The 17,739-nt window shown below is 66.6% G+C and carries 18 protein-coding genes; 12 read left to right on the forward strand and 6 right to left on the reverse strand.

The window, feature by feature from the left end; translation table 11 throughout:
* Position 1 precedes the first annotated feature (1 nt).
* Positions 2-1,372 carry an amidase gene (locus AB1Z25_RS11950; RefSeq protein ID WP_486635334.1) on the forward strand — a complete coding sequence of 457 codons (1,371 nt, stop codon included), beginning with the start codon at positions 2-4 and terminating at the stop codon, positions 1,370-1,372.
* A 167-nt stretch (positions 1,373-1,539) separates the two neighbouring features.
* Here the strand turns inward: AB1Z25_RS11950 and AB1Z25_RS11955 are convergent, their stop codons facing one another.
* On the reverse strand, positions 1,540-2,448 hold the full coding sequence (locus tag AB1Z25_RS11955; RefSeq protein ID WP_227103509.1) for a LysR family transcriptional regulator: 909 nt from the start codon (positions 2,446-2,448) through the stop codon (positions 1,540-1,542).
* A 114-nt stretch (positions 2,449-2,562) separates the two neighbouring features.
* On the opposite strand from AB1Z25_RS11955, the gene AB1Z25_RS11960 reads away from it, so the two are divergent.
* From AB1Z25_RS11960 to AB1Z25_RS11970, 3 genes are all read left to right on the forward strand, one after another.
* On the forward strand, positions 2,563-3,504 hold the full coding sequence (locus AB1Z25_RS11960; protein WP_107799555.1) for a DMT family transporter: 942 nt from the start codon (positions 2,563-2,565) through the stop codon (positions 3,502-3,504).
* Between the two features lie 161 nt (positions 3,505-3,665).
* Entirely contained in the window at positions 3,666-4,142 is a 477-nt protein-coding gene (locus tag AB1Z25_RS11965) for a hypothetical protein (protein WP_227103511.1), read from the forward strand.
* A gap of 217 nt (positions 4,143-4,359) precedes the next feature.
* The gene (locus AB1Z25_RS11970) at positions 4,360-5,781 is read left to right on the forward strand and encodes a Dyp-type peroxidase (RefSeq protein ID WP_486635335.1); all 1,422 of its coding nucleotides are present in this window, start codon (positions 4,360-4,362) and stop codon (positions 5,779-5,781) included.
* Between the two features lie 142 nt (positions 5,782-5,923).
* Here AB1Z25_RS11970 and AB1Z25_RS11975 read toward each other — a convergent pair whose 3' ends face one another.
* Both AB1Z25_RS11975 and AB1Z25_RS11980 read right to left on the reverse strand, forming a co-directional pair.
* Complete coding sequence (locus tag AB1Z25_RS11975; RefSeq protein WP_486635336.1) at positions 5,924-7,030, reverse strand: SGNH/GDSL hydrolase family protein; 1,107 nt, start codon at positions 7,028-7,030, stop codon at positions 5,924-5,926.
* A 179-nt stretch (positions 7,031-7,209) separates the two neighbouring features.
* The gene (locus AB1Z25_RS11980; RefSeq protein WP_227103517.1) at positions 7,210-7,701 is read right to left on the reverse strand and encodes a surface-adhesin E family protein; all 492 of its coding nucleotides are present in this window, start codon (positions 7,699-7,701) and stop codon (positions 7,210-7,212) included.
* Positions 7,702-8,096: 395 nt separating this feature from the next.
* On the opposite strand from AB1Z25_RS11980, the gene AB1Z25_RS11985 reads away from it, so the two are divergent.
* Complete coding sequence (locus AB1Z25_RS11985) at positions 8,097-9,305, forward strand: hypothetical protein (protein WP_486635337.1); 1,209 nt, start codon at positions 8,097-8,099, stop codon at positions 9,303-9,305.
* A 244-nt stretch (positions 9,306-9,549) separates the two neighbouring features.
* Positions 9,550-10,638, forward strand: a complete 1,089-nt coding sequence (locus AB1Z25_RS11990) for a chitosanase (RefSeq protein ID WP_227103522.1) — start codon at positions 9,550-9,552, stop codon at positions 10,636-10,638.
* Positions 10,639-10,739: 101 nt separating this feature from the next.
* On the opposite strand, the gene AB1Z25_RS11995 is transcribed toward AB1Z25_RS11990, so the two are convergent.
* Together AB1Z25_RS11995 and AB1Z25_RS12000 are read right to left on the reverse strand one after the other, a co-directional pair.
* Positions 10,740-11,381 carry a CHAP domain-containing protein gene (locus AB1Z25_RS11995; RefSeq protein ID WP_486635338.1) on the reverse strand — a complete coding sequence of 214 codons (642 nt, stop codon included), beginning with the start codon at positions 11,379-11,381 and terminating at the stop codon, positions 10,740-10,742.
* Positions 11,378-11,749 (reverse strand): hypothetical protein, encoded by a 372-nt coding sequence (locus AB1Z25_RS12000; RefSeq protein ID WP_486635339.1) that lies wholly within the window; start codon positions 11,747-11,749, stop codon positions 11,378-11,380. The genes AB1Z25_RS11995 and AB1Z25_RS12000 overlap by 4 nt, the downstream gene beginning before the upstream one ends.
* A gap of 162 nt (positions 11,750-11,911) precedes the next feature.
* On the opposite strand from AB1Z25_RS12000, the gene AB1Z25_RS12005 reads away from it, so the two are divergent.
* Together AB1Z25_RS12005 and AB1Z25_RS12010 are read left to right on the forward strand one after the other, a co-directional pair.
* Positions 11,912-12,250 carry a hypothetical protein gene (locus AB1Z25_RS12005; RefSeq protein ID WP_253315298.1) on the forward strand — a complete coding sequence of 113 codons (339 nt, stop codon included), beginning with the start codon at positions 11,912-11,914 and terminating at the stop codon, positions 12,248-12,250.
* A gap of 156 nt (positions 12,251-12,406) precedes the next feature.
* On the forward strand, positions 12,407-12,775 hold the full coding sequence (locus AB1Z25_RS12010; RefSeq protein WP_107799565.1) for a LecA/PA-IL family lectin: 369 nt from the start codon (positions 12,407-12,409) through the stop codon (positions 12,773-12,775).
* A gap of 85 nt (positions 12,776-12,860) precedes the next feature.
* Here AB1Z25_RS12010 and AB1Z25_RS12015 read toward each other — a convergent pair whose 3' ends face one another.
* Complete coding sequence (locus tag AB1Z25_RS12015) at positions 12,861-13,205, reverse strand: DUF4180 domain-containing protein (protein WP_486635340.1); 345 nt, start codon at positions 13,203-13,205, stop codon at positions 12,861-12,863.
* Positions 13,206-13,567: 362 nt separating this feature from the next.
* Between AB1Z25_RS12015 and AB1Z25_RS12020 the strand changes: the two genes are divergently transcribed.
* Genes AB1Z25_RS12020 through AB1Z25_RS12035 form a run of 4 tightly spaced genes read left to right on the forward strand, consistent with a single transcriptional unit; the run spans position 13,568 to position 17,703 of the window.
* Complete coding sequence (locus AB1Z25_RS12020) at positions 13,568-14,383, forward strand: hypothetical protein (RefSeq protein WP_486635341.1); 816 nt, start codon at positions 13,568-13,570, stop codon at positions 14,381-14,383.
* Positions 14,380-15,561, forward strand: coding sequence for a hypothetical protein (locus AB1Z25_RS12025; protein WP_486635342.1), 1,182 nt, complete (start codon positions 14,380-14,382; stop codon positions 15,559-15,561). The genes AB1Z25_RS12020 and AB1Z25_RS12025 overlap by 4 nt, the downstream gene beginning before the upstream one ends.
* A 25-nt stretch (positions 15,562-15,586) precedes the next feature.
* Positions 15,587-16,513 (forward strand): glycosyltransferase family 2 protein, encoded by a 927-nt coding sequence (locus AB1Z25_RS12030; protein WP_227103534.1) that lies wholly within the window; start codon positions 15,587-15,589, stop codon positions 16,511-16,513.
* Positions 16,510-17,703, forward strand: a complete 1,194-nt coding sequence (locus AB1Z25_RS12035) for a phenylacetate--CoA ligase family protein (protein WP_486635343.1) — start codon at positions 16,510-16,512, stop codon at positions 17,701-17,703. The genes AB1Z25_RS12030 and AB1Z25_RS12035 overlap by 4 nt, the downstream gene beginning before the upstream one ends.
* Positions 17,704-17,739: the final 36 nt, after the last annotated feature.

The following is a 17,739-nucleotide window of genomic DNA, read 5'->3' on the forward strand; positions in this document are numbered from 1 at the left end:
CGTGCAAGCCTATCAATTGAGCATTGTGGACACCGCCCGGCAGATAGCGGACGGCCAGTTGTCGCCGGTGGAGCTGACCCGCTCGGTGCTGGAGCGGGCGCAAGAGAAAGAAGACCAGCTGTCCGCCTATGTCACGCTCGCCGCGGATCAGGCCATGGACGCCGCGCGGCGGGCCGAGCAGGAAATCCGCCGCAAGGAATACCGCGGCGTCTTGCACGGCATCCCCTACGCGCTGAAAGACCTGATAGACGCGGCCGGCCTGCCCACCACCGCCAGTTCGCAAGTGCGCCGGCATCACCTCGCCGCCGCCGACAGCGAGGTGGCCGCCCGGCTCAAACAGGCGGGCATGATCTTGACCGGCAAGACCCATACCCATGAATTCGCCTTTGGCCTGACCACGCCGCAAACCAACAATCCCTGGGCGCCGGAGCGTTCCCCCGGCGGCTCCAGCGGCGGTTCCGCCGCCGCGGTGGCTTATGGCGGCGCGCTGGCGGCGCTGGGCACCGACACCGGCGGCTCCATCCGGGTGCCGGCCGCCTTGTGCGGGCTGGTGGGCCTGAAGCCCACTTACGAACTGGTGTCCCGCCAAGGCGTGGTGCCGCTGTCCGGCTCGCTGGACCATGTCGGCCCCATCACCCGCACCGTGGCGGACGCCGCGGCCTTATTGGACGCCATCGCGACGCGACGGCCGCCATCGGCCGACAGCTACCGCCAGGGCCTGGGCCAGGGGGTGGAGGGGCTGCGCGTCGGCGTGGCCGGCAATTATTTCTGCGAGCATATCGCGCCGGACATCCAGGCCGCGCTCCAGGATCAGCAGGCCGAACTCGCCGCCGCCGGCGCGACGCTGGTGGAGGTCGAGATCCCGCTGACCGATTTCATCCTGCCCATCCAATGGGGCCTGATAGCGCCGGAAGCCGCCGCCTATCACCGGGACGCGCTGCGCCGCGCGCCGCAGCTGTACGGCGACGAGGTGAGGACGCTGCTGGAAGCCTGCATGCTGGTGCCGCAGAATGAACACGCCCAGGCCCAGTCCGCGCGGATCGCGCTACAAACCGCCTGGCGCCGGCTCTTCGCCAGCATCGACCTGCTCTTGGTCCCCACCGTGCCGCACACCGCGCCGCTGCACGGCCAGGACAGCTTCGTCTGGCCGGACGGCGTCGAGGAGAGCGTGGTCTCCGCCTATATACGGCTGAGCACGCCCGCCAATGTGCTGGGCCTGCCGGCGCTGACGGTGCCGGCCGGCCTGGACCGGGCGGGGCTGCCGTTCGGCGTACAGGTGATTGGCCGGCCTTTCGACGAGCTCACGGTGCTGCGCGCCGGCCAGCTGATAGAGAGCCGCTGCCAAACCCGGTTTGACCTGCCGCGGGCCTAAGAATCGGTTCACAGCCTGCCGCGCTTCGCGACGCGTGGCGCGGCGGGCGCCGCTTAAACATGCTCATGCGCCGCCTGCGCATTCCGCTTTCTCAGCGGCTCCCGCCTTGTCTCGCCCTGGCACGCGAGATTTTGAACAGGCTTGTGGACTGTCCGCATCGCGTCCGCTCACAAACCGCCCAGCGAACCGTCGCGCAGGCTCTTGGCCATGGTTTTGCAGGTATGCAGAAAAGCCGCCACCGCCGGGCTGACGTGCTTCCGGCTGGGCACTGCCAGGCCCACCGCGCGCCGCACCATGGGCGCCAGCGGCTTTTTCACCACGCCAGGGCATAAGGCCAGCAAGGGCGCCGGCACCGCGAGATCGGCGACGATGGACACCCCGGCGCCGTTCTCCACCATTTTGACGATGGTGAGAATCTGGGCGTAGCGGTGCTTGACCATGGGCCGCAGGCCGGCGGTTTCAAACAATCTCTCAATCAGCGCGGTATTGCCCGCCAGCGTCATGATGAAGGGCATGTCGCACAAATCCGCCAGCCGCGCCGCCGGCTGGCCGGCCAGCGGATGGCCGGCCGGAATCAAGGCCACGAACTGGTCCTCCACCAGCGGCAAGGTGTCGAAACGATCGTCCGGCAGCACCACGAAGCCCACGTCCACCCGGCGCTCGCTGACCCATTGCGCCACTTCGTCGTCCTCGCCCTCTTCCACGAACACGTCGATTTCCGGATAGCTGGCGCGGAACTGCTCAAGGATGCGCGGCAACAGCAGCAACGAGGAGGTGGTGCCGAAGGAGCCGATGCGCAGCACGCCGCGGTTCAGGCCGCGCGCCGCCGACGCCTCCTGACGGATCGCCTCGGCCACGCCCAAGAGCTCGCGCACGCGCAGCAGCAGGCTGTTGCCGGCCTCGGTGGCCTCGATGCCGGCCTGGCCGCGCGTCAGCAGGGTCAGCCCCCATTCCTTCTCCAATTGCCTGATCGCGTGCGACACCGCGGATTGGCTGATGCCCAGTTTGTCCGCCGCCGCGGTGAAACCGCCCAGCTCCGCCACCAGCGCAAAGATTTCCAGCTGCGTAAAGGTCATGACCGTCTCGTTCACCCATGAGCAAATGCTCATTTTTCCATGAATTCAAACAATCAATAGTATATACGCACCCACATAGCATCAGGAGGCCGGGCGGTGCGCCCGGCGCCCACCATGAATCACTCAAGCACCCTCGCCGTCGCGGCGCAGCCCGCCCGCGCGCAAACCGCGCTCAGGCCGGCCCTGTCTCTGAAACTGGCGCTGACCGCACTGTTCTGGGGCGGTACCTTCATCGCCGGCAGAGTGCTGGCGCAATCCATGCCGCTGATGACCGCCGCCTTCGGCCGCTTCCTGGTGGCCGCCCTGCTGCTGGTGCTGGTGGCTTGCCGGCTGGAAGGCGGGCTGCCGCGGCTGAACCGCTCGCAGATCGCCGTCACCGCGTTTCTGGGCTTTACCGGCATTTTTCTCTACAACGCCTGTTTCTTCGGCGCGCTGGCGCGCATTCCCGCCGGCCGCACCGCCTTGTTCGTCAGCCTCAATCCCATCATGACCGCGCTGGCCGCCAGCCTGATTTTCCGCGAGCGTCTGGGCCTGCGCCGCTGGGCCGGCATCGCCGTGGCCTTGCTGGGCGCCATGGTGGTCATCACCCGCGGCGATCTCGTCGGCACGGTCCACGATTTCAGCCAGTCCTTCGGCGCCGGCGAAGCCCTGATGAGCCTGGCGGTGCTGAGCTGGGCGGCCTATACGCTGGGCTCGCGCAAGGCGATGGAAACCCTGAGCCCGATCGCGGCCACCACCTACGCCACGCTGTGGGGCCTGGCCTTCCTGTCCCTGGGCGCGGCCGGCGAGATCGGCTCCGTTCCCTGGGCCTCCTTCGGCTGGCGGATCTGGCTGTCCATGCTCTATCTGGGGGCCATAGGCACCGTGGTGGGCTTCATCTGGTATTACCAGGGCATCCGGGAGATCGGCCCCTCGCGCGCCGCCGTGTTCACCAATCTGGTGCCCGCCTTCGGCGTGCTGCTGTCCGCGGGGCTGCTGGGCGAACCCATTCTGGCGTCCATGCTGGCGGGCGGCGCGCTGGCGGCGGCGGGCGTGTCCCTGACCAACCGCAAGTGAGCGTTCGGCCGCGCCCGCCCCCGCCGGGCGCGGCCCTCGGGCAAGCCCTTAGTACGAATACCTAAGCCACGGCTATTGATTTGCAAAACGAATAAAATCGCATTGACAGTCAAGGTCGCGCTGCTAGGCTTCAATTCCCAAACCCCTTAGGGAGAAGCCCCATGGCCAGCCCGCTCACCCTGTTGATGCCGGTCATTCCCGGCACCAGCCTGGAAGCCATCGCCGCCACTCTGGCGGAATACGAACCCACCCTGCATCAAGCGCTGACTTCGATCGGCACCGTCCATTACGCGCGCACCTTGCTCTTGGACCGCTCCGCCGCCAATCTGCAGCCCACCGGCAAAAGCAGCGACAACTACGTGATCGCGGTGATCACCGAATACGACGGCAGCTTCAACGCCTACATCAACGACTTCGTCGCCCAGGTGGGCACCGTCTTCGACGCGCTGCTGCAATTCGTGGTGGGAGGCAAGGCGCTGACCCCGGTGGCCAATAATGTGGCGGCCTTTCAGGCCTTCATCGCCCAGAACGACGCGTCCCAGCATATTCCCAACAACGGCGGCGGCGGCAAGGACGACAACGGCTTGTACCAGGCCTATCCGTACACGGTGCAGACCATACTCGCCGCGCTGGACTGAAGCGCGCCCGCCAGGCGCAGGCGGCCCGCCCGCTTGCGCCTTAGAGCCTGTTCAAAGTCTCGCGAGCAAGCGCGAGTCAAGGCGAAAACGAGCGAAAAAGCGGAATGTACGCGTGGTACATGAGCAGCTTGAGCGGGTACTCGCCGAGCGGCTCTTCACGAAGCGCAGCGGACTTTGAACAGCCTCTTACACCCGTCCCATTGCTGAAAGGCATGCCATGAACAGCCCCGACCTCCCGTACGACGACATCCAAGGCACGATTCTGCGCGGCTACCGCGTGGACCTGGCCCGGCATTTCATTCTGAGCGTTAGCGACAAGGCCGCCGCCGGCGAGCTGATCCTGAAACTGGTGGAGGGCCGGGACGGCCTGCCGAGCATCACCAGCGCCAAGCGCTGGCTGCAAAAACCGAACGGCTTCCTGAACATAGGCTTCACCTGTCCCGGGCTGCGCATGCTGGGCGTCGGCGCCGAGCAGCTGGCCAGTTTCGAATCGACCTTCCAACGCGGCGCCACCGATGGCGACACCGCCAGCCTCGTTGGCGACATCGGCGCCAGCGCGCCTGAAAAATGGATAGGCGGCCTGGCCAATGGCGAGCAGGTGCACATCGTGCTCAGCTTGTGGGTGGCCAAGGACCCGGCGCTGCTGGAAAGCCTCAGCGCGCGGCTGCGTCAGGCCTTCGCCGGCGCCGTCAGCGAACTATCCGCCCATGACGCCCAGGCGCTGCCTGACAATCAGGTGCACTTCGGTTACCGCGACAGCATCGCCCAGCCCACCATCGCCGGCGCGCCGCCGCGCAAGCGCCCGGAACCGGACGATCAGGCCGTCATCGCCACCGGGGAATTCCTGCTCGGCTACACCAACGAGGGCAAGGGCGTGTACTCGGTGCAACCGCCCGAACTCAGCCGCAACAGCAGCTATGCCGCTTTCCGCATCCTGGAACAGGACGTGGCCGCTTTCGACGCGTTCCTGAGCGAATACGCGGCCAAGGCCGGCATCGATCCCGAACTGCTGGCGGCCAAGGTATGCGGACGCTGGCGCAACGGCAACCCGCTGACGCTGCGGCCGGACGAGGCCGGCGCCACGCTGCCGACCAGTCAATTGAACGACTTCAACTACGTCAATGCCCAGCCGTCCCAAGACGACACCCTGGGCCTGAAATGTCCGATAGGCTCCCATATCCGCCGCAACAATCCGCGCAACGGCGCGGTGGTGGGCACCGACAGCGCCCACCACCGCATCGTGCGCCGGGCCATGCCTTACGGCCCGGCCTACGACCCCGAACACCCCTCGGCCGCGGCCCGCGGCCTGATCGGCTACTTCATCAACGCCAGCCTGAGCAATCAGTTCGAATTTCTCAGCAGCCAGTGGAACCTGCTCAGCGACTTCGTCAAATCCGCCACGGAACCGGGCAATCCGGACGCCGGCAACGCGGTGTTCAACATCAGCGGAGAAGACGTCTTCCTCGGCGTCAACGACGCCGCGGACAGCAGCTTCACCCTGGCCGCGCCCGGCCGCTCGGGCAAGAACAACACCGTGTTGCAGGGCTTCTCGCGGATGATCACCACCCGCGGCGGCGCGTATTGCTTCCTTCCCGGCATCGGCGGGCTGCGCTACCTGGCGCGGCTGGCCAGCGGCTAAGAGCCTGTTCAAAGTCTGCTGCGCGTCGTGAAGCCTTGCACGGTGAGTACGAGCTCAAAATGCTCATGTACCACGTGTGCATTCCGCTTTTTCGCTCGTTTTCGCCTTGTCTCGCCCTTGCTCGCGAGACTTTGAGCAGGCTCTAAGACGCGTCGGCCGGCCGCCCGTACTGCTCGCGGATGAAGTCCGTCATATGCGCGGCCAGGATCTGGTGCACCTCCTGACTGGGGTGCACCTCGTCGTGGAACAGGTGGCGATGCGAGCTGTCCAGCGGCCGCGCGTCGCCGGCGAAGCCGAGCACGCGCGGCAGGTCGATATAGCCCTCGTGCTTATTATGCAGAGTGTCGTAATCCACTGTTTCCGCCAGCTCCATCAGGTAATCCAGCTTGGCGCCGATATCGAAGAAACGGAGGGTCACCCCGGCGTCGCGGTAGCGGGCTTGCAACGCCTCCACCGCCTGGCTCAGCTGCCGGTTATGCCGCTGAGACAAGTCGTGCAGCTTTTCGGCCTCCGCCGGCGGCTGTTTGCGCGCGTTCACGGTTTTGGACAGATCCGGCGCGCCGGCCACCAGGATGTCCTTGACCCCCTTGGCCACCAGCTTGTCGATCTGCCGCTCGTAGGTGCGGATCACCTTGTCCACATCGGTCTTGCCGAAAGTCATGTAGTCGTTGGACCCCAGGGCCAGCACCGCCATATCGCCCGGCTGGAAGTGGTGCTTATTGATCTGGCGCTCCATATGGGAGATGAACATGAAGGCCGGGTTCCACTTGGAGTACTTGCCGGCCACCGCGCCGCCCTCGGCGTAATTGACCACCGGCTTGCCCAGAAAAGCCCTGGACGCCAGGAAGTCCGGCCAGGCGAAGCCATTGGTGAAACGCCCTTCGTAGTACTGGCGCGAGGACGGCATCACCCCCAGGGTTTTGCTGAGCATGCGGCCTTCGGAGTCCGACAGGCTGTCGCCTATCACCACCAGGCGCTGGATATGCCCCAGGCTCTTGCCCTCCCCGGCGGCCGCGGCCGGCGTCTTGGCCTGCACCGCCTGGTTTTTCAGCGCCAGCGCGAACAGCGCTTTTTTGTCGAAGCCAAGCGAGGCGACGGAGTCCGAGCGCGACAGCGTGGAAGGCTCGTGCCGCAATTGCCGCAGCCGCATGATCAGCCTGGACGCCTCCGCCAAGCGCGCCTCCTCGCGCCGGGCGCAGTGCCTGGGAACCAGCAGTTTTCCGGGTACGAGTTTGCAAGTCATCGGCATGGCGTAAGCTCCTGTGCGCGATCCGCGGCGCGGTCAATGGGTTTTCAATGTGCCGCAGCATGCCCAAGCGCGAGCCCGCAAGCTTGCTTAAAACGATCACGCCGCCGGTCAAGGCGCGCAAAAAAGCCCTGCCGAGGCAGGGCGCTTGCCGTAGGCGGCCGCGTTCCGGGCCGCCGCGATCAGCGGCTCTTATCCCGATGAAACGCCAGATGCTCGCTGGCGTAACGCCTCTGCTCCCGCAAGAAGCCCTGAATGCCCTGCCGCATCGCCACCGCCATGTCCGGCCGCTTTTCCGGCTTGCAGATATAGGTCCACAGAAAATCCTCCTGCGTGTCCGGCTGGATGTCCTCCATCTTGGCGTGCTCGAACTCGGTTTCCCGCGATTCGCCGTTCACATCGAAAGCCACCGTCATCGGCATCATGATCAGGCGTTGCCGGCAATGGATCTCGTACAGGGACTGGCTGTAGGCGTAAGCCGTCATCGGCTTGTCCGCCTCGAATCTGGGCGCGCACAGCGTCCAGAACTTGACGGTGCCGTGCGGCGATTGCGCAATGCTGTCGGTATCGATCAACAAGCCGCCCTCGCTGGGGTTGAAGTAGGTGAAATCCCAGCTGGAGGCGCTGGCCATGGAGGACAACAAGATAAAAACGCAGGCAATGACTTTCAACATTCTGATTCCCAATATTTTTCCAATCGACACGCGCAATGCAGCGGCGGCGGGCATGATAACAGCCCTGGTTTTTCCTTGTGAATGGCCGGGCGCGCTCTGAATCAAGCGTGCGGAGCCGAAACACGGCAAGGCGAATCGGCGCCGCTCAAGGCCAAGGCTGATAAATGGGTCGCGGATCAAGGGCTTTTTCTTACACTTGAACCAACCGTCCATCGGCCCGCGGCCGAAATCGTTTTCTGAAAGTCTTCCCCGCCGCTCAGCCTTCACACTGCGCCCCAATAAAATAACCATGCGGCAAACCTGGGTTCGCTCCCCAGGGCGTCCGTCGCCGTCCGCTTCGGACGGCGCGCCGAGACGCCGCCGCTCCAAATCAGCACCTCGCCGGGAAAACCGCCATGAGCACCATTCCAACCGCCATCCAACTGCGGGCGCAGCAGTACGACCTGTCACGCCTGCAAGACCACAAGGAACACAGCCGCGTCGGCATGCGCAAAGACGGCATGCTGGTGCTGTACACCGGCCGCAGCTATCTGCTGCACCCGGAACAAACCCGGCGCGCCAGGGACTTTCTCCGCGCCCGGGGAGCCGTCGTCGGCTCCGGCCCGCTCAAGCTGTCCGCTTTATTGCGCCTGAGCCCGCCCGTCGTCGCGCCCCGCAACGCTCCGCCGCCGGCTGGGGACAGGAGCTCCTGCCTGCTGCTGCGCAGCCTGATGCAACAGCGAGTCCGCCTGATTCGAGAAGAACTGGGCCTGCTGCGCAGCGCCTGCGTGGTGACGCGGGCCAAGCAACGCCTCGTCCAGCCTGAGGCCAAGGCGGACGCCCCGCTCCCGCAAGCCATGCCGCCGGCGCTGCTGCGCCGCTTCAAGATGGTGGGCGTGGCTTTCGAGCGTCCGCCGGCAAGCTACGCCGAATTATTGTCCGGCATCCGGGCCTGCGGCCGGCCGAAACAGATCGCCGTCGCGGAAAGAAAACTGGGCAAGGTCGATCTCAGCTCCGCGCCCAAACCCGGCAAGGTCAAAAGCCTGCTCGCCGCGCTGGCGCGCGCATCGGAGGACGCCTGGACCCAATGCGCGCGGGCGCATGGCGGCGAGCAGGCGCGCGCTTTCCGGCAAACCGCGTTCATCCAGGGGTCGACGATAGGCGAACAAGGCGTTTGCTTCCCGCTGGTCGTCAAATGGTTGGCCAGCCAGCGCAGCTGGCCAAACGAGGCCGAGGCCTTTTTCCGCGACATCGAAACCGAGGGCGGGCGGGACGAGGTGATGGAACTGGCGGTCAACAGCTATGTGTGGCGAAGCGTAGACGCCATCGCCGACTATTTCGCCATCTATGGCTTGAGCCCTCGCGGCCACAGCGAAAGCCCGGGCTTCAAGATCGCGCTGGAGCGCGACGGCCTGTACAACATCGGCATCCGCCCCGCCCAAGGCGTCGGCCACGCCTTGGCGGCCAGGGTGGATCATGCCGCGCGGACATTCCGGTTTTTCGATCCCAATAGCGGGGAATACGCGCTGCCGTCCGCCGAGGCCCTGGCCGGCTTTGCGCAAGACTACCTGGCGCTGGCCTACCCTGCGCTGGACAAGGGCAGCGACGTGACGCGGCTGGAGTAGCGCCCGCTCCAAACCTCATCGCCTGAATTTTCCGCGCGCCAATCCGCATAGAATGCGCTTGCTGCGCGCGGCGCTACTTCCCTCTTCCAACGCTGAAACGCCGACAGGAGGCCCATCTACTTGCGCGCATCCGCGCCGCCCGTTCCATTTGCCAGTCCCCCCCTCTTTCGCCAATAAAATCCGTATGGCATTTTGTGCGTTTTCCCGGCTCGCGCCGCCCTACCTCTGTCTACCGGAGAACGTTTTGAAACGCACACTTTCGATGCTGGCCCTGGCCGGCGCCGGCTGGCTGGCCTGCGCCGGCGCATCCTGGGCGCAAGCCTCCCCCGCCGGCAGCGCTCCTAGGCTGGCGGCGCGGCTGGCGGTCTGCGCCGCGCCGTGGAAGGCCGCCACGCCCTATCCGGCCGGCAGCGTGGCCAGCCATCACGGCGTCAACTTCACCGCCGTTTACTGGACCCAGGGCAACACGCCGGACGCCAGCAGCGGCGCGGCGGAAATCGGCCAGCCCTGGACCGCCGGCGCGCGCTGCGCGCTGCCCGGCAAGGCCAAAGCGGCCAATCCGGACGCCAACTTCTCCCCCAGCACGCTGAAATTCCTGAAAGCCAACACCGGGCTGGACGGCGAGCAGTGGAACAACATCATGAAGTTGGTGAACAAGCCGGAGCAAGACTCGCTGGATTGGCCCAAGTTTTACGGCTATTGCGAGGACATCGACGACGAACGCGGCTTCACCATCGGCATTTTCGGCGCCACCACCGGCGGCCCGCGCGATCAGGGGCCGGACGGCCCGACGCTGTTCAAGGAGTTCGACGCCGCCAGCGGCGCCGGCAATCCCTCTATTGCCGGCGGACTGGCGCGCGCCGGGGTGCGCGGCGGCATGCAAGGGCCGGTGCTCAAGATCAGCGACAGCGAGAAGGTGTTCTGCGGCAAGATAGCCGCGCTGCAAAACAACGCCGCCTGGCGCGAAGCGATGTGGCAGACCTTTTACAAGGTCTACATCCAATACAGCGTGCAACAGGCGCGCCAGCGCGGTTTCGGCAGCGCGCTGACGATAGGCTCCTTCGTGGACACCGCGCTGAACCAGGGCGCCAGCGGCGGCTCCGACACGCTGCAGGGACTGCTGTCCCGTTCCGGCGGCAGCGGCGACGAAAAAACCTTCATGAACCGTTTCCACGCCGAGCGCAGCAAGGTGGTGGACACGAATGAATACAACCAGCCGCCCAATGGCAAGAATCGCGTCAAACAATGGAGCGGCCTGCTGAGCCAGGGCGAGACCGATCTGAAAGACGCCGACGCCGCGGTGCTGAAAGCCACCAGCTGGAAGATGAAGTAGGCGCGCCCGGCCCGGTTCACGATCCGCCGCGCATCGTGAACGCCCCACGGTGAGCGCCTTGTCTAAATCCCGCTGAAGCGCAGCGGACCTTGAACAGGCTCTCAGGCCTCGCCCGCCGGCTCCAGGCCGTCCTCCGCCGGCGCCGAGGCCTGCGGCGCGCGGCGCAGCCAACCCAGCGCCCGCGGATGGTCCACCCGCGGGACGCCCTGCTCCATGAGCAAGGGCAGCCGCTCGCGGGCCTCGCCGAACGGGCCGGGGTTCTGCTGGATGATCTCGATGAAATCCGGCCCGGTCCGGCTGACGATGGCGACGTGGCCGTAACGGTTGAAGGTCCAGGGCGCGAACACGATCAGGTCTTCCGCCCGCGGCGCGTCGCCGCCGCCGTTGCGGTATTGCAGCAGGCCGCGCTCGGGATTGAGCGCGCCGTTGTCCAGACGGGACTGGAAGAAATCCCGGGCATGGCCCTTGTCTTGCGGCATCTTGTGGCCAAAACGCTGATAGTAATAGCGTTTGACGAACTCCACGCACTGATAGCGCAGGCCCAGATTGTAGCCGTCCGGCGCCAGATTGCGCCCTTCCACGTTCTGCACGCCGCCGTTGTAATACACGGCGACGCCGTTGAAGGCGTCCACAGGCTCGCCCACCGCGCGGCCCCAGTTGCTGTTCAGATGCGTGGCCGCCCAGTAGGCGCCGCTCAGCAGCGCGAGCAGCGTCAGCGCCGCCTTGCCCTTGCTCAGCTTCATTGCGGTCCGGGCCCGGCTTTGACCTGCTCGTCCAGCCAATCCTCCAGATGACAGGACTCGCCGGAACGGATCGCGTCGATGCGCTCCACTTGCAAGGCCGGCTTGCCGTCCCGCTCCGTGAATTCGCCCAGGACCCGGGCCGAGGTTTTGGCCTGTTCTTCCAGCGCCTGCGGCGACAGGCCCGGCCATTCCGCCAAGGGCCGGCCTTCCTGGCTCAGCAGCTGATAGATAGGTTTGCCGATGCTGCAGCGGGTCAGCCGCAAGCTCCCCTCGTGCGCGCTCAGCATGCCGATATAAATATCCGCCGCCATGGCGGCAAACGGCGTCAGCGCGCCAAGGACAAGCAACATCGGTTTTCGCGGGAACATATCGGTCTCCTTGCGGCCGCCATCGAGACAGGCGGCCTAAAATTCGATCGGCATGTTAACAGTTGCCGTGCCGATGAACCAGCCTCGCCCGGAGCGCGGCTAGCCGCCGCCGGCCGCTCTTGTTATATTGGCGGCCTTCCGTCCTCAGCCCGAACGCCGCCCATGTCCGTCCCCGCCCGTTTCCTTTTCGCCAGCCTGGCGCCGGCCCTGCTCGTTCTGCTGGCCGGCTGCAAGCCGCAGGCGATGCAGGCCAGTTACCACTGCGCCGACGCCACCCGCTTCCACTTCAGCCGCCAGAGCCAGACGGTGGAGCTGATTCGCGGCGAACAGCGTTTTCAGGGCTATATGGACGAACGCGGGCTGCTGACCTGGCCGCGCGACAAGGCCGGCCTGGGGCTGCCGGACAGCTTTTTCATCACGCGCAAGCTGCCGGATGAAATGAAGCTCTACGGCGGCTTCGCCGGCACCGGCCTGGCCTGCAAGCTGGATAAAGGCCGCTGAGCGCCGGCAAGCTATCCAAAGTTCCCCACGCCGACCTCGCCGAAAGATCAGCGGCTAAAACCCCCATCGCCAACTTTAATGAAATAAGCATATTCCTCGCGCCGTCGGCGCGACGTCGAATCTGCTTTCTCTCACTTTCATTATTGGAGATTCACCATGGCTTGGACCGGTACTGTCGCTGCGAACAATCCCAACGGGGAACCCACCACCATCACTTACAATCCCGGCGATGTGATCACCATTGTCGCGTCGGGCTGGGCAGGCTACGGCCCGCAGCCCAACTGGGGCCCGCAGGGCGACAAGAGCCACCCCAATCAGGGCCTGATCTGCGGCGACGCCTACTGCGGCGCGCTGGTGATGAAGATCGGCGCCGGCGGCTTCATCCCGGTGAACACCGGCCTGTTCCGCTGGAAAGCGCCGGCCAACGCGCAAGGCCAGATCACGCTGTACTACAACGATGTGCCCAGCACCTACGGCAACAACTCCGGTTCCTTCCAGGTGAGCATCGGCAAAGACGCGGTCTGATCGCGCTCTTCCGCTCGCAAGCAGCCCCGCAAGGGGCTGCTCCGCGCCCTTTCCCCGCCTTCACGCTGTCCGAGCCGCTACGCGCTCAATGCTGCGCCGCCAGCCAGGCCAGAGCCGCCTCTCTATCGTTGAACACGCGAAACTGCCGGCCACGGCGCGCTTCGCTCAGGTATTCGCCAAAACGTTCGCCGTAGGCGGCGCCGTCGGCGAACACCCCGGCCACGGCAAGACGATAGTTGACCAGCTTCTGAACGAACTCGCCGGCGAAGCGGCTGCTCAAGTCGAAAAAAGCCGGCGGCAAGGCCTCTTCCGCCAGCAGCACGCGCGGCGCGTCGTGCTCCGCGCACAAGGCCACCAAGTCCAGCGCCTGGTCCAGGCTCGCCACCCCGGCGCTGCACTCGATCAACTTCGTCTGCTTGACAGTCGTCACTCGGGTTTCCATCGGCACGCTCTCCCTTGCATGAAAAACAAAAGCAAATCATGACCAAGACATGGCCGCGCGACAAGCGCCGTTTAAGCATGGCTCTTAAGGCCTGCTCAAAAACCCGCGAGCAAGAGCGAGCCTAGACGGCAAGCACAGAGAGAAGCGTGTTTAACACCGCGTCGCCGAAGCGCGACGGACCTTGAACTGGCTCCTAGATCATTCATGCGGATTTTCAATATGGTGGTAGTACCTATATCGGCAGTCTGATCCTTAAACCATATTGATGTCTGCGCAAGCGTAAAAGAAACCGGGCCGGCGGCCGCTCCGCCCGGCCGCCGCGGCGCTCAATGCAAGCAAGGGTTCCGTTCATGCACCGTCTCAGCCAGATCATCATGCCGGTATTGCGGGATTTGCCCGCGTCCCACCTCAAGCGCGAGCTGCTGCAAGCCTTTGAACGGCACGGCAGCCACTTCGACGCGATCGAATCCGGCTTTGCGCGCCTGACCGCGCGGCGGCAAAGCCCGGAAACGCTGCGGCGCTTTTTCCAGAGCTGGAGCCAGACCAACAATAGCGCGATGACGGTGGCCGGCATCAGCAACCGGCTGACGCTGCTGGTCCACACCGGCCAGCCGGTGGCGGACCGCGAGGCCTTGTTCGCCACCATGGTCTGTTTGAACCGCATCGTGGACGAGGATTTGGCGGTCACGCACAAGGTGCTGCACGCGCAGATGTACTACAACATGGCCACGGGCATTGTCGGAGATGACCAGTGGCTGTCCCATGCCTATCTCCACCCCAGCGCCAAGGCCTTCAAAAGCTGGAAGGATCATCAGTCGCTGCGCGAGCCGGACCTGGCCGTCGCGCTGCTGACCACGCTGACGCACGAGATTTACACCCATGGCGAGGTGGAATTCATCCTGCCGCTGTTCCGCCGCTGGCTGACCCAAACGCTGGGCTTCGCCGAGCGAGACGCCACCCGCACGCTGGGCTGGATCAGCGTGCACTGCGGCCCCACCGAGAAAAACCACTTCTTCCACGCCATGAACGCCCTAAACCACTACGCGCGGGCCATGGCGCTGGACCTGGAGCGCTACAGCCTGGACGGCATCGTCGGCGCCTATCTGGAGCAAAAGGCGGCGGTGCTGGCGACGGTGCCGCGGGACGCCGCCGCGGAGGCGCTGTGAGCCGGCCGCGGCCTCCGCTTTTGCGGCTGGCGGACCAGGCCGCCGCGCCGCCGCCCTGGCCGCCGGGTGCGCCGCCCCTGTTCGCCCCGGAACAGTTGGCGCGCGCCCGCGTGGAGGTGTCCGCCGACTATCTGAGCAGCCTGCGGCGCCTGAGCGCGCTGCTGGACGCCGCCTTCCGCGCCATCGTCGGCCGCTACTTTCTGGACCCCCGCATCCGGGCGCTCTATCAGCTGCCCAAGGCCATGGAAGCACTGCTGCGGCGCGCGCACGGCCGGCCTTACCGCGTGGGCTTCTACCGTCCGGACTTCATCTACGACCGCCATGGCCAGCCGCGCATTTGCGAGGTGGGCGCGCGCTACCCGATGAACGGCTGGATGATCAGCCGCTGGCTGGGTCAGCCGGCCGGAGACGACGCCTTCTTGCAAACCCTGCGTCAATGGCATCCGCCCGGCTGCGTGGTGGCGCTGACGCACGCCCGCGAACCCGGCACCGAGATTTTCCTGCTGGCGGAAACGCTGCGCCGCGACGGCGTCCACTTTCTGTCCGCCCGGCCGGAGGCGCTCAGCGTCCGCGACGGCAAGCTGCGGCTGGACGGCCGGACGGTGAACCGCTGCATCCTGGAAATGGATCGCAGCGAGCTGCCGCTGCTGCCGGACCGGGTGCTGGACCAACTGCTGGACGGCGGCGCGTATTTCAACGACATCCGCACGCTGATCCTGGTGCACGACAAGCGGGTGCTGGCGGTCCTGAATCGCGAGGACATCATGCGGGACTGCCTGGACGCCGACGATTACGCGGCCTTGCGCCCCTTTCTGATCCCCTCCTTCGCGCCGGCCTCGCGGGACGGGGCCGAGGCCCTGCTGGCGCGCGCCGGCGACTTCATCGCCAAACCCAGCAGCGGCGGCCGCGGCCTGGGCTCGCTGGTGCGCTCCGCCTGCGGCGAAACCGCCTGGCGCGAACTGGTGCTGGGGCAATGGCCGCAATACATGTTCCAGGACTACATCGAGCAAAGCGAGTTCGTGGACCCGGAAAGCCGGCAGCGCATCCGGCTGGTGGGCATGCAGCTGTGCCGCGACGCGGAAAGCTACGGCCCCGGCGTGTTTCGCGGCTCGGACGAGTTGATCATCAATCTGCACCAGCGCCGCGGCAAGCTGTACTCCGCCGCCGCGACGGCCTGAACCGGTTTCGCGCACAGGGGGCTTCATGCGGCATTCCGTCATTATTCCGCTGTACAACAAACGCGCCTACATCGGCGAGACCATCGCCTCGCTGGCGGCGCAGGAAAAGGCGCCGCACGAGATCATCATCGTCGACGACGCCAGCACCGACGACGGCGCGGAGGCGGCGGAGCAGGCCTTGCGCCACCACGCCCAGGATTTGAGCCGTACCCGCAGCGTGCTGCTGCGGCTGCCGCGCAACAGCGGCCCCGGCGCGGCGCGCAACGCCGGCCTGGCGCGGGCCGGCGGCGAGCTGGTGAGCTTCCTGGACGCCGACGACTGCTACCGGCCGGACTGCCTGCGCTTGCTGGAGCAGAAAATGAACGAGCACCGGCTGGACCTGGCGGTGCTGGGCTACGACAGCGCGCCGCCTGAGGAACGCTTCCCGCAGCTGGACGCCTTGCGCGCCGAACTGGAGCCTTTGGAAGACGAAGCCTTCCTGCTGCCCCGCCCGCTGCGCACCGCCGGCCACCCGGACTTCTTCATGGGCCGGGCCAGCAATGTGGCCGCGCGGCGGCAATGGCTGCTGACGCAGCGCTATGTGGCCGGCGCGCGGCTGAACGAGGGCATCGATTTCTGGTATCGGGTGCTGAAAGAGATCGTCGCGCACGGCGGACGCGCCGGCCTGCTGTCCGCGCCGCTGATCCGCTTCCGCATTCTGGCGGACAGCCTGTCGCACCGGCCGTGCCGGGACTGGCGGCTGCTGGCCACCCCGCCCACGGTGCTGCGCTACGCGGGCAGCCAGGACGCGGACGAATTGCGCCTGGCGCGCATGCTGGCGCAGCGCTGGCTGGACTACGCGCAAGAAGCGCTGCCGGACGCGGCGCAGCGGCGCGCCTTCCTGAGCCGCCACCGTCCGCTGCTGATCCAGCTGGGGCTGACGCCGATGGACGCGGCCAGGCTGCCGGCATGAAGGCGCCGCCCGCCCAGCCGCCCGCGCCGGCCCGCCAGCAGGCCTTGCTGCGCGAGTGCTTCGAACTGGCCCGCGCCCACCCCTTCTATCGAACGCTTTACCGCGGCGTGGCTTGCGCCGAAGACGCGCCGCCGCTGGAGAAGGCGACGCTGCAAGCCGCGCTGGAGACGTTTTCGCCGGAGCGGGAAGCGTCCGGCCTCTATCTGGTGCGCTCCGGCGGCAGCACCCGGGCGGCGCTGATCTTCCCGGTGGACATTGCGGAAAACCTGGCCCAGCGGCAGGCGCTGGCGGACCGGCTGCGCGCCGACGGGGTGTTCGGTCCCGCCAGCATCGCCTTGAACCTGTTCGGCTACGCCAATCTCTACCGCACCGCGGCCATCGTCGACGATGTGCTGGAACGTTGTCAGGCCACCACGCTGCCGATGAGCGCCCACGCCGCCGACGCCGACATCCTGGCCGCGGCGCGGCGATTCCGCCCCAGCCACGTGCTGGGCACCCCGTCGCGGCTGGCCTTGTTCGCCGCCCATCTGGAAGCCGCCGGCGAGCGGCTGAAGATTCCGCAGCTGCTGTACGCCGGCGAAACCCTGCACGCGTCCACGCTGGCGCGGCTGCGCGCCGCGCTGGGCGCGGCCCAGCTCTGGTCGCTGTACGGCGGCGCGGAAACCGGCATCTGGGCCTGGAGCGACGCCAGCCGCCGCCCCGGCCTGTTCCGGGTGCTGCCTCGGGTGGCGGCGGAGATCCTGCAACCGGACGCCGCCGGTTACGGCCGCATCGCGGTCAGCAACGCCTGGCGGCGGCGCTTCCCGGTGTTCCGTTACTGCCTGGGCGATATCGGCCGCTGGGTGGAGTGCGACGGCGAACGCTGGCTGGAATTGCGCGGCCGCGACGGCCGGTCCTTCCGCCTCAATGAAACCACGTACGAGTTGGACGATTTCGCGCAACTGGCCGGCGCGGAGCACGCTTTCCAGATCCAGCTGGACCGCGACCCGGCCGGCCGCGAGCGGCTGACCCTGCTCTTGGCCGAACATCTGGACGCCGGCCCGGAAGCGGCCTTGCGCGCGCGCCTGGCGGCTTTGCTGGGCCTGGCGCCAGATGACGGCGCCTTCGCGCTCGGCTTGGCCGCGCGGGCGCGATGGCGGCTGGACCCCGTCACCAGCAAGACGCCGCCCATCGTGGATTTGCGGGACTGAAGCCGCCGGCGGACCGCCGTTCCGGCCGTCCGCCGC

This window comes from Chromobacterium sp. HL1, assembly GCF_057418835.1.

Bases quoted from the DNA above. Each gene is read 5' to 3' on its own strand.
- AB1Z25_RS12035 (WP_486635343.1), top strand. From the start codon at position 16,510: ATGAAGGCGCCGCCCGCCCAGCCGCCCGCGCCGGCCCGCCAGCAGGCC.
- AB1Z25_RS12005 (WP_253315298.1), top strand. From the start codon at position 11,912: ATGTCCGTCCCCGCCCGTTTCCTTTTCGCCAGCCTGGCGCCGGCCCTG.
- AB1Z25_RS11955 (WP_227103509.1), bottom strand. From the start codon at position 2,448: ATGACCTTTACGCAGCTGGAAATCTTTGCGCTGGTGGCGGAGCTGGGC.
- AB1Z25_RS12010 (WP_107799565.1), top strand. From the start codon at position 12,407: ATGGCTTGGACCGGTACTGTCGCTGCGAACAATCCCAACGGGGAACCC.
- AB1Z25_RS12030 (WP_227103534.1), top strand. From the start codon at position 15,587: ATGCGGCATTCCGTCATTATTCCGCTGTACAACAAACGCGCCTACATC.
- AB1Z25_RS11970 (WP_486635335.1), top strand. From the start codon at position 4,360: ATGAACAGCCCCGACCTCCCGTACGACGACATCCAAGGCACGATTCTG.
- AB1Z25_RS11975 (WP_486635336.1), bottom strand. From the start codon at position 7,030: ATGCCGATGACTTGCAAACTCGTACCCGGAAAACTGCTGGTTCCCAGG.
- AB1Z25_RS12020 (WP_486635341.1), top strand. From the start codon at position 13,568: ATGCACCGTCTCAGCCAGATCATCATGCCGGTATTGCGGGATTTGCCC.
- AB1Z25_RS12000 (WP_486635339.1), bottom strand. From the start codon at position 11,749: ATGTTCCCGCGAAAACCGATGTTGCTTGTCCTTGGCGCGCTGACGCCG.
- AB1Z25_RS11980 (WP_227103517.1), bottom strand. From the start codon at position 7,701: ATGTTGAAAGTCATTGCCTGCGTTTTTATCTTGTTGTCCTCCATGGCC.
- AB1Z25_RS11960 (WP_107799555.1), top strand. From the start codon at position 2,563: ATGAATCACTCAAGCACCCTCGCCGTCGCGGCGCAGCCCGCCCGCGCG.
- AB1Z25_RS11995 (WP_486635338.1), bottom strand. From the start codon at position 11,381: ATGAAGCTGAGCAAGGGCAAGGCGGCGCTGACGCTGCTCGCGCTGCTG.
- AB1Z25_RS11965 (WP_227103511.1), top strand. From the start codon at position 3,666: ATGGCCAGCCCGCTCACCCTGTTGATGCCGGTCATTCCCGGCACCAGC.
- AB1Z25_RS11985 (WP_486635337.1), top strand. From the start codon at position 8,097: ATGAGCACCATTCCAACCGCCATCCAACTGCGGGCGCAGCAGTACGAC.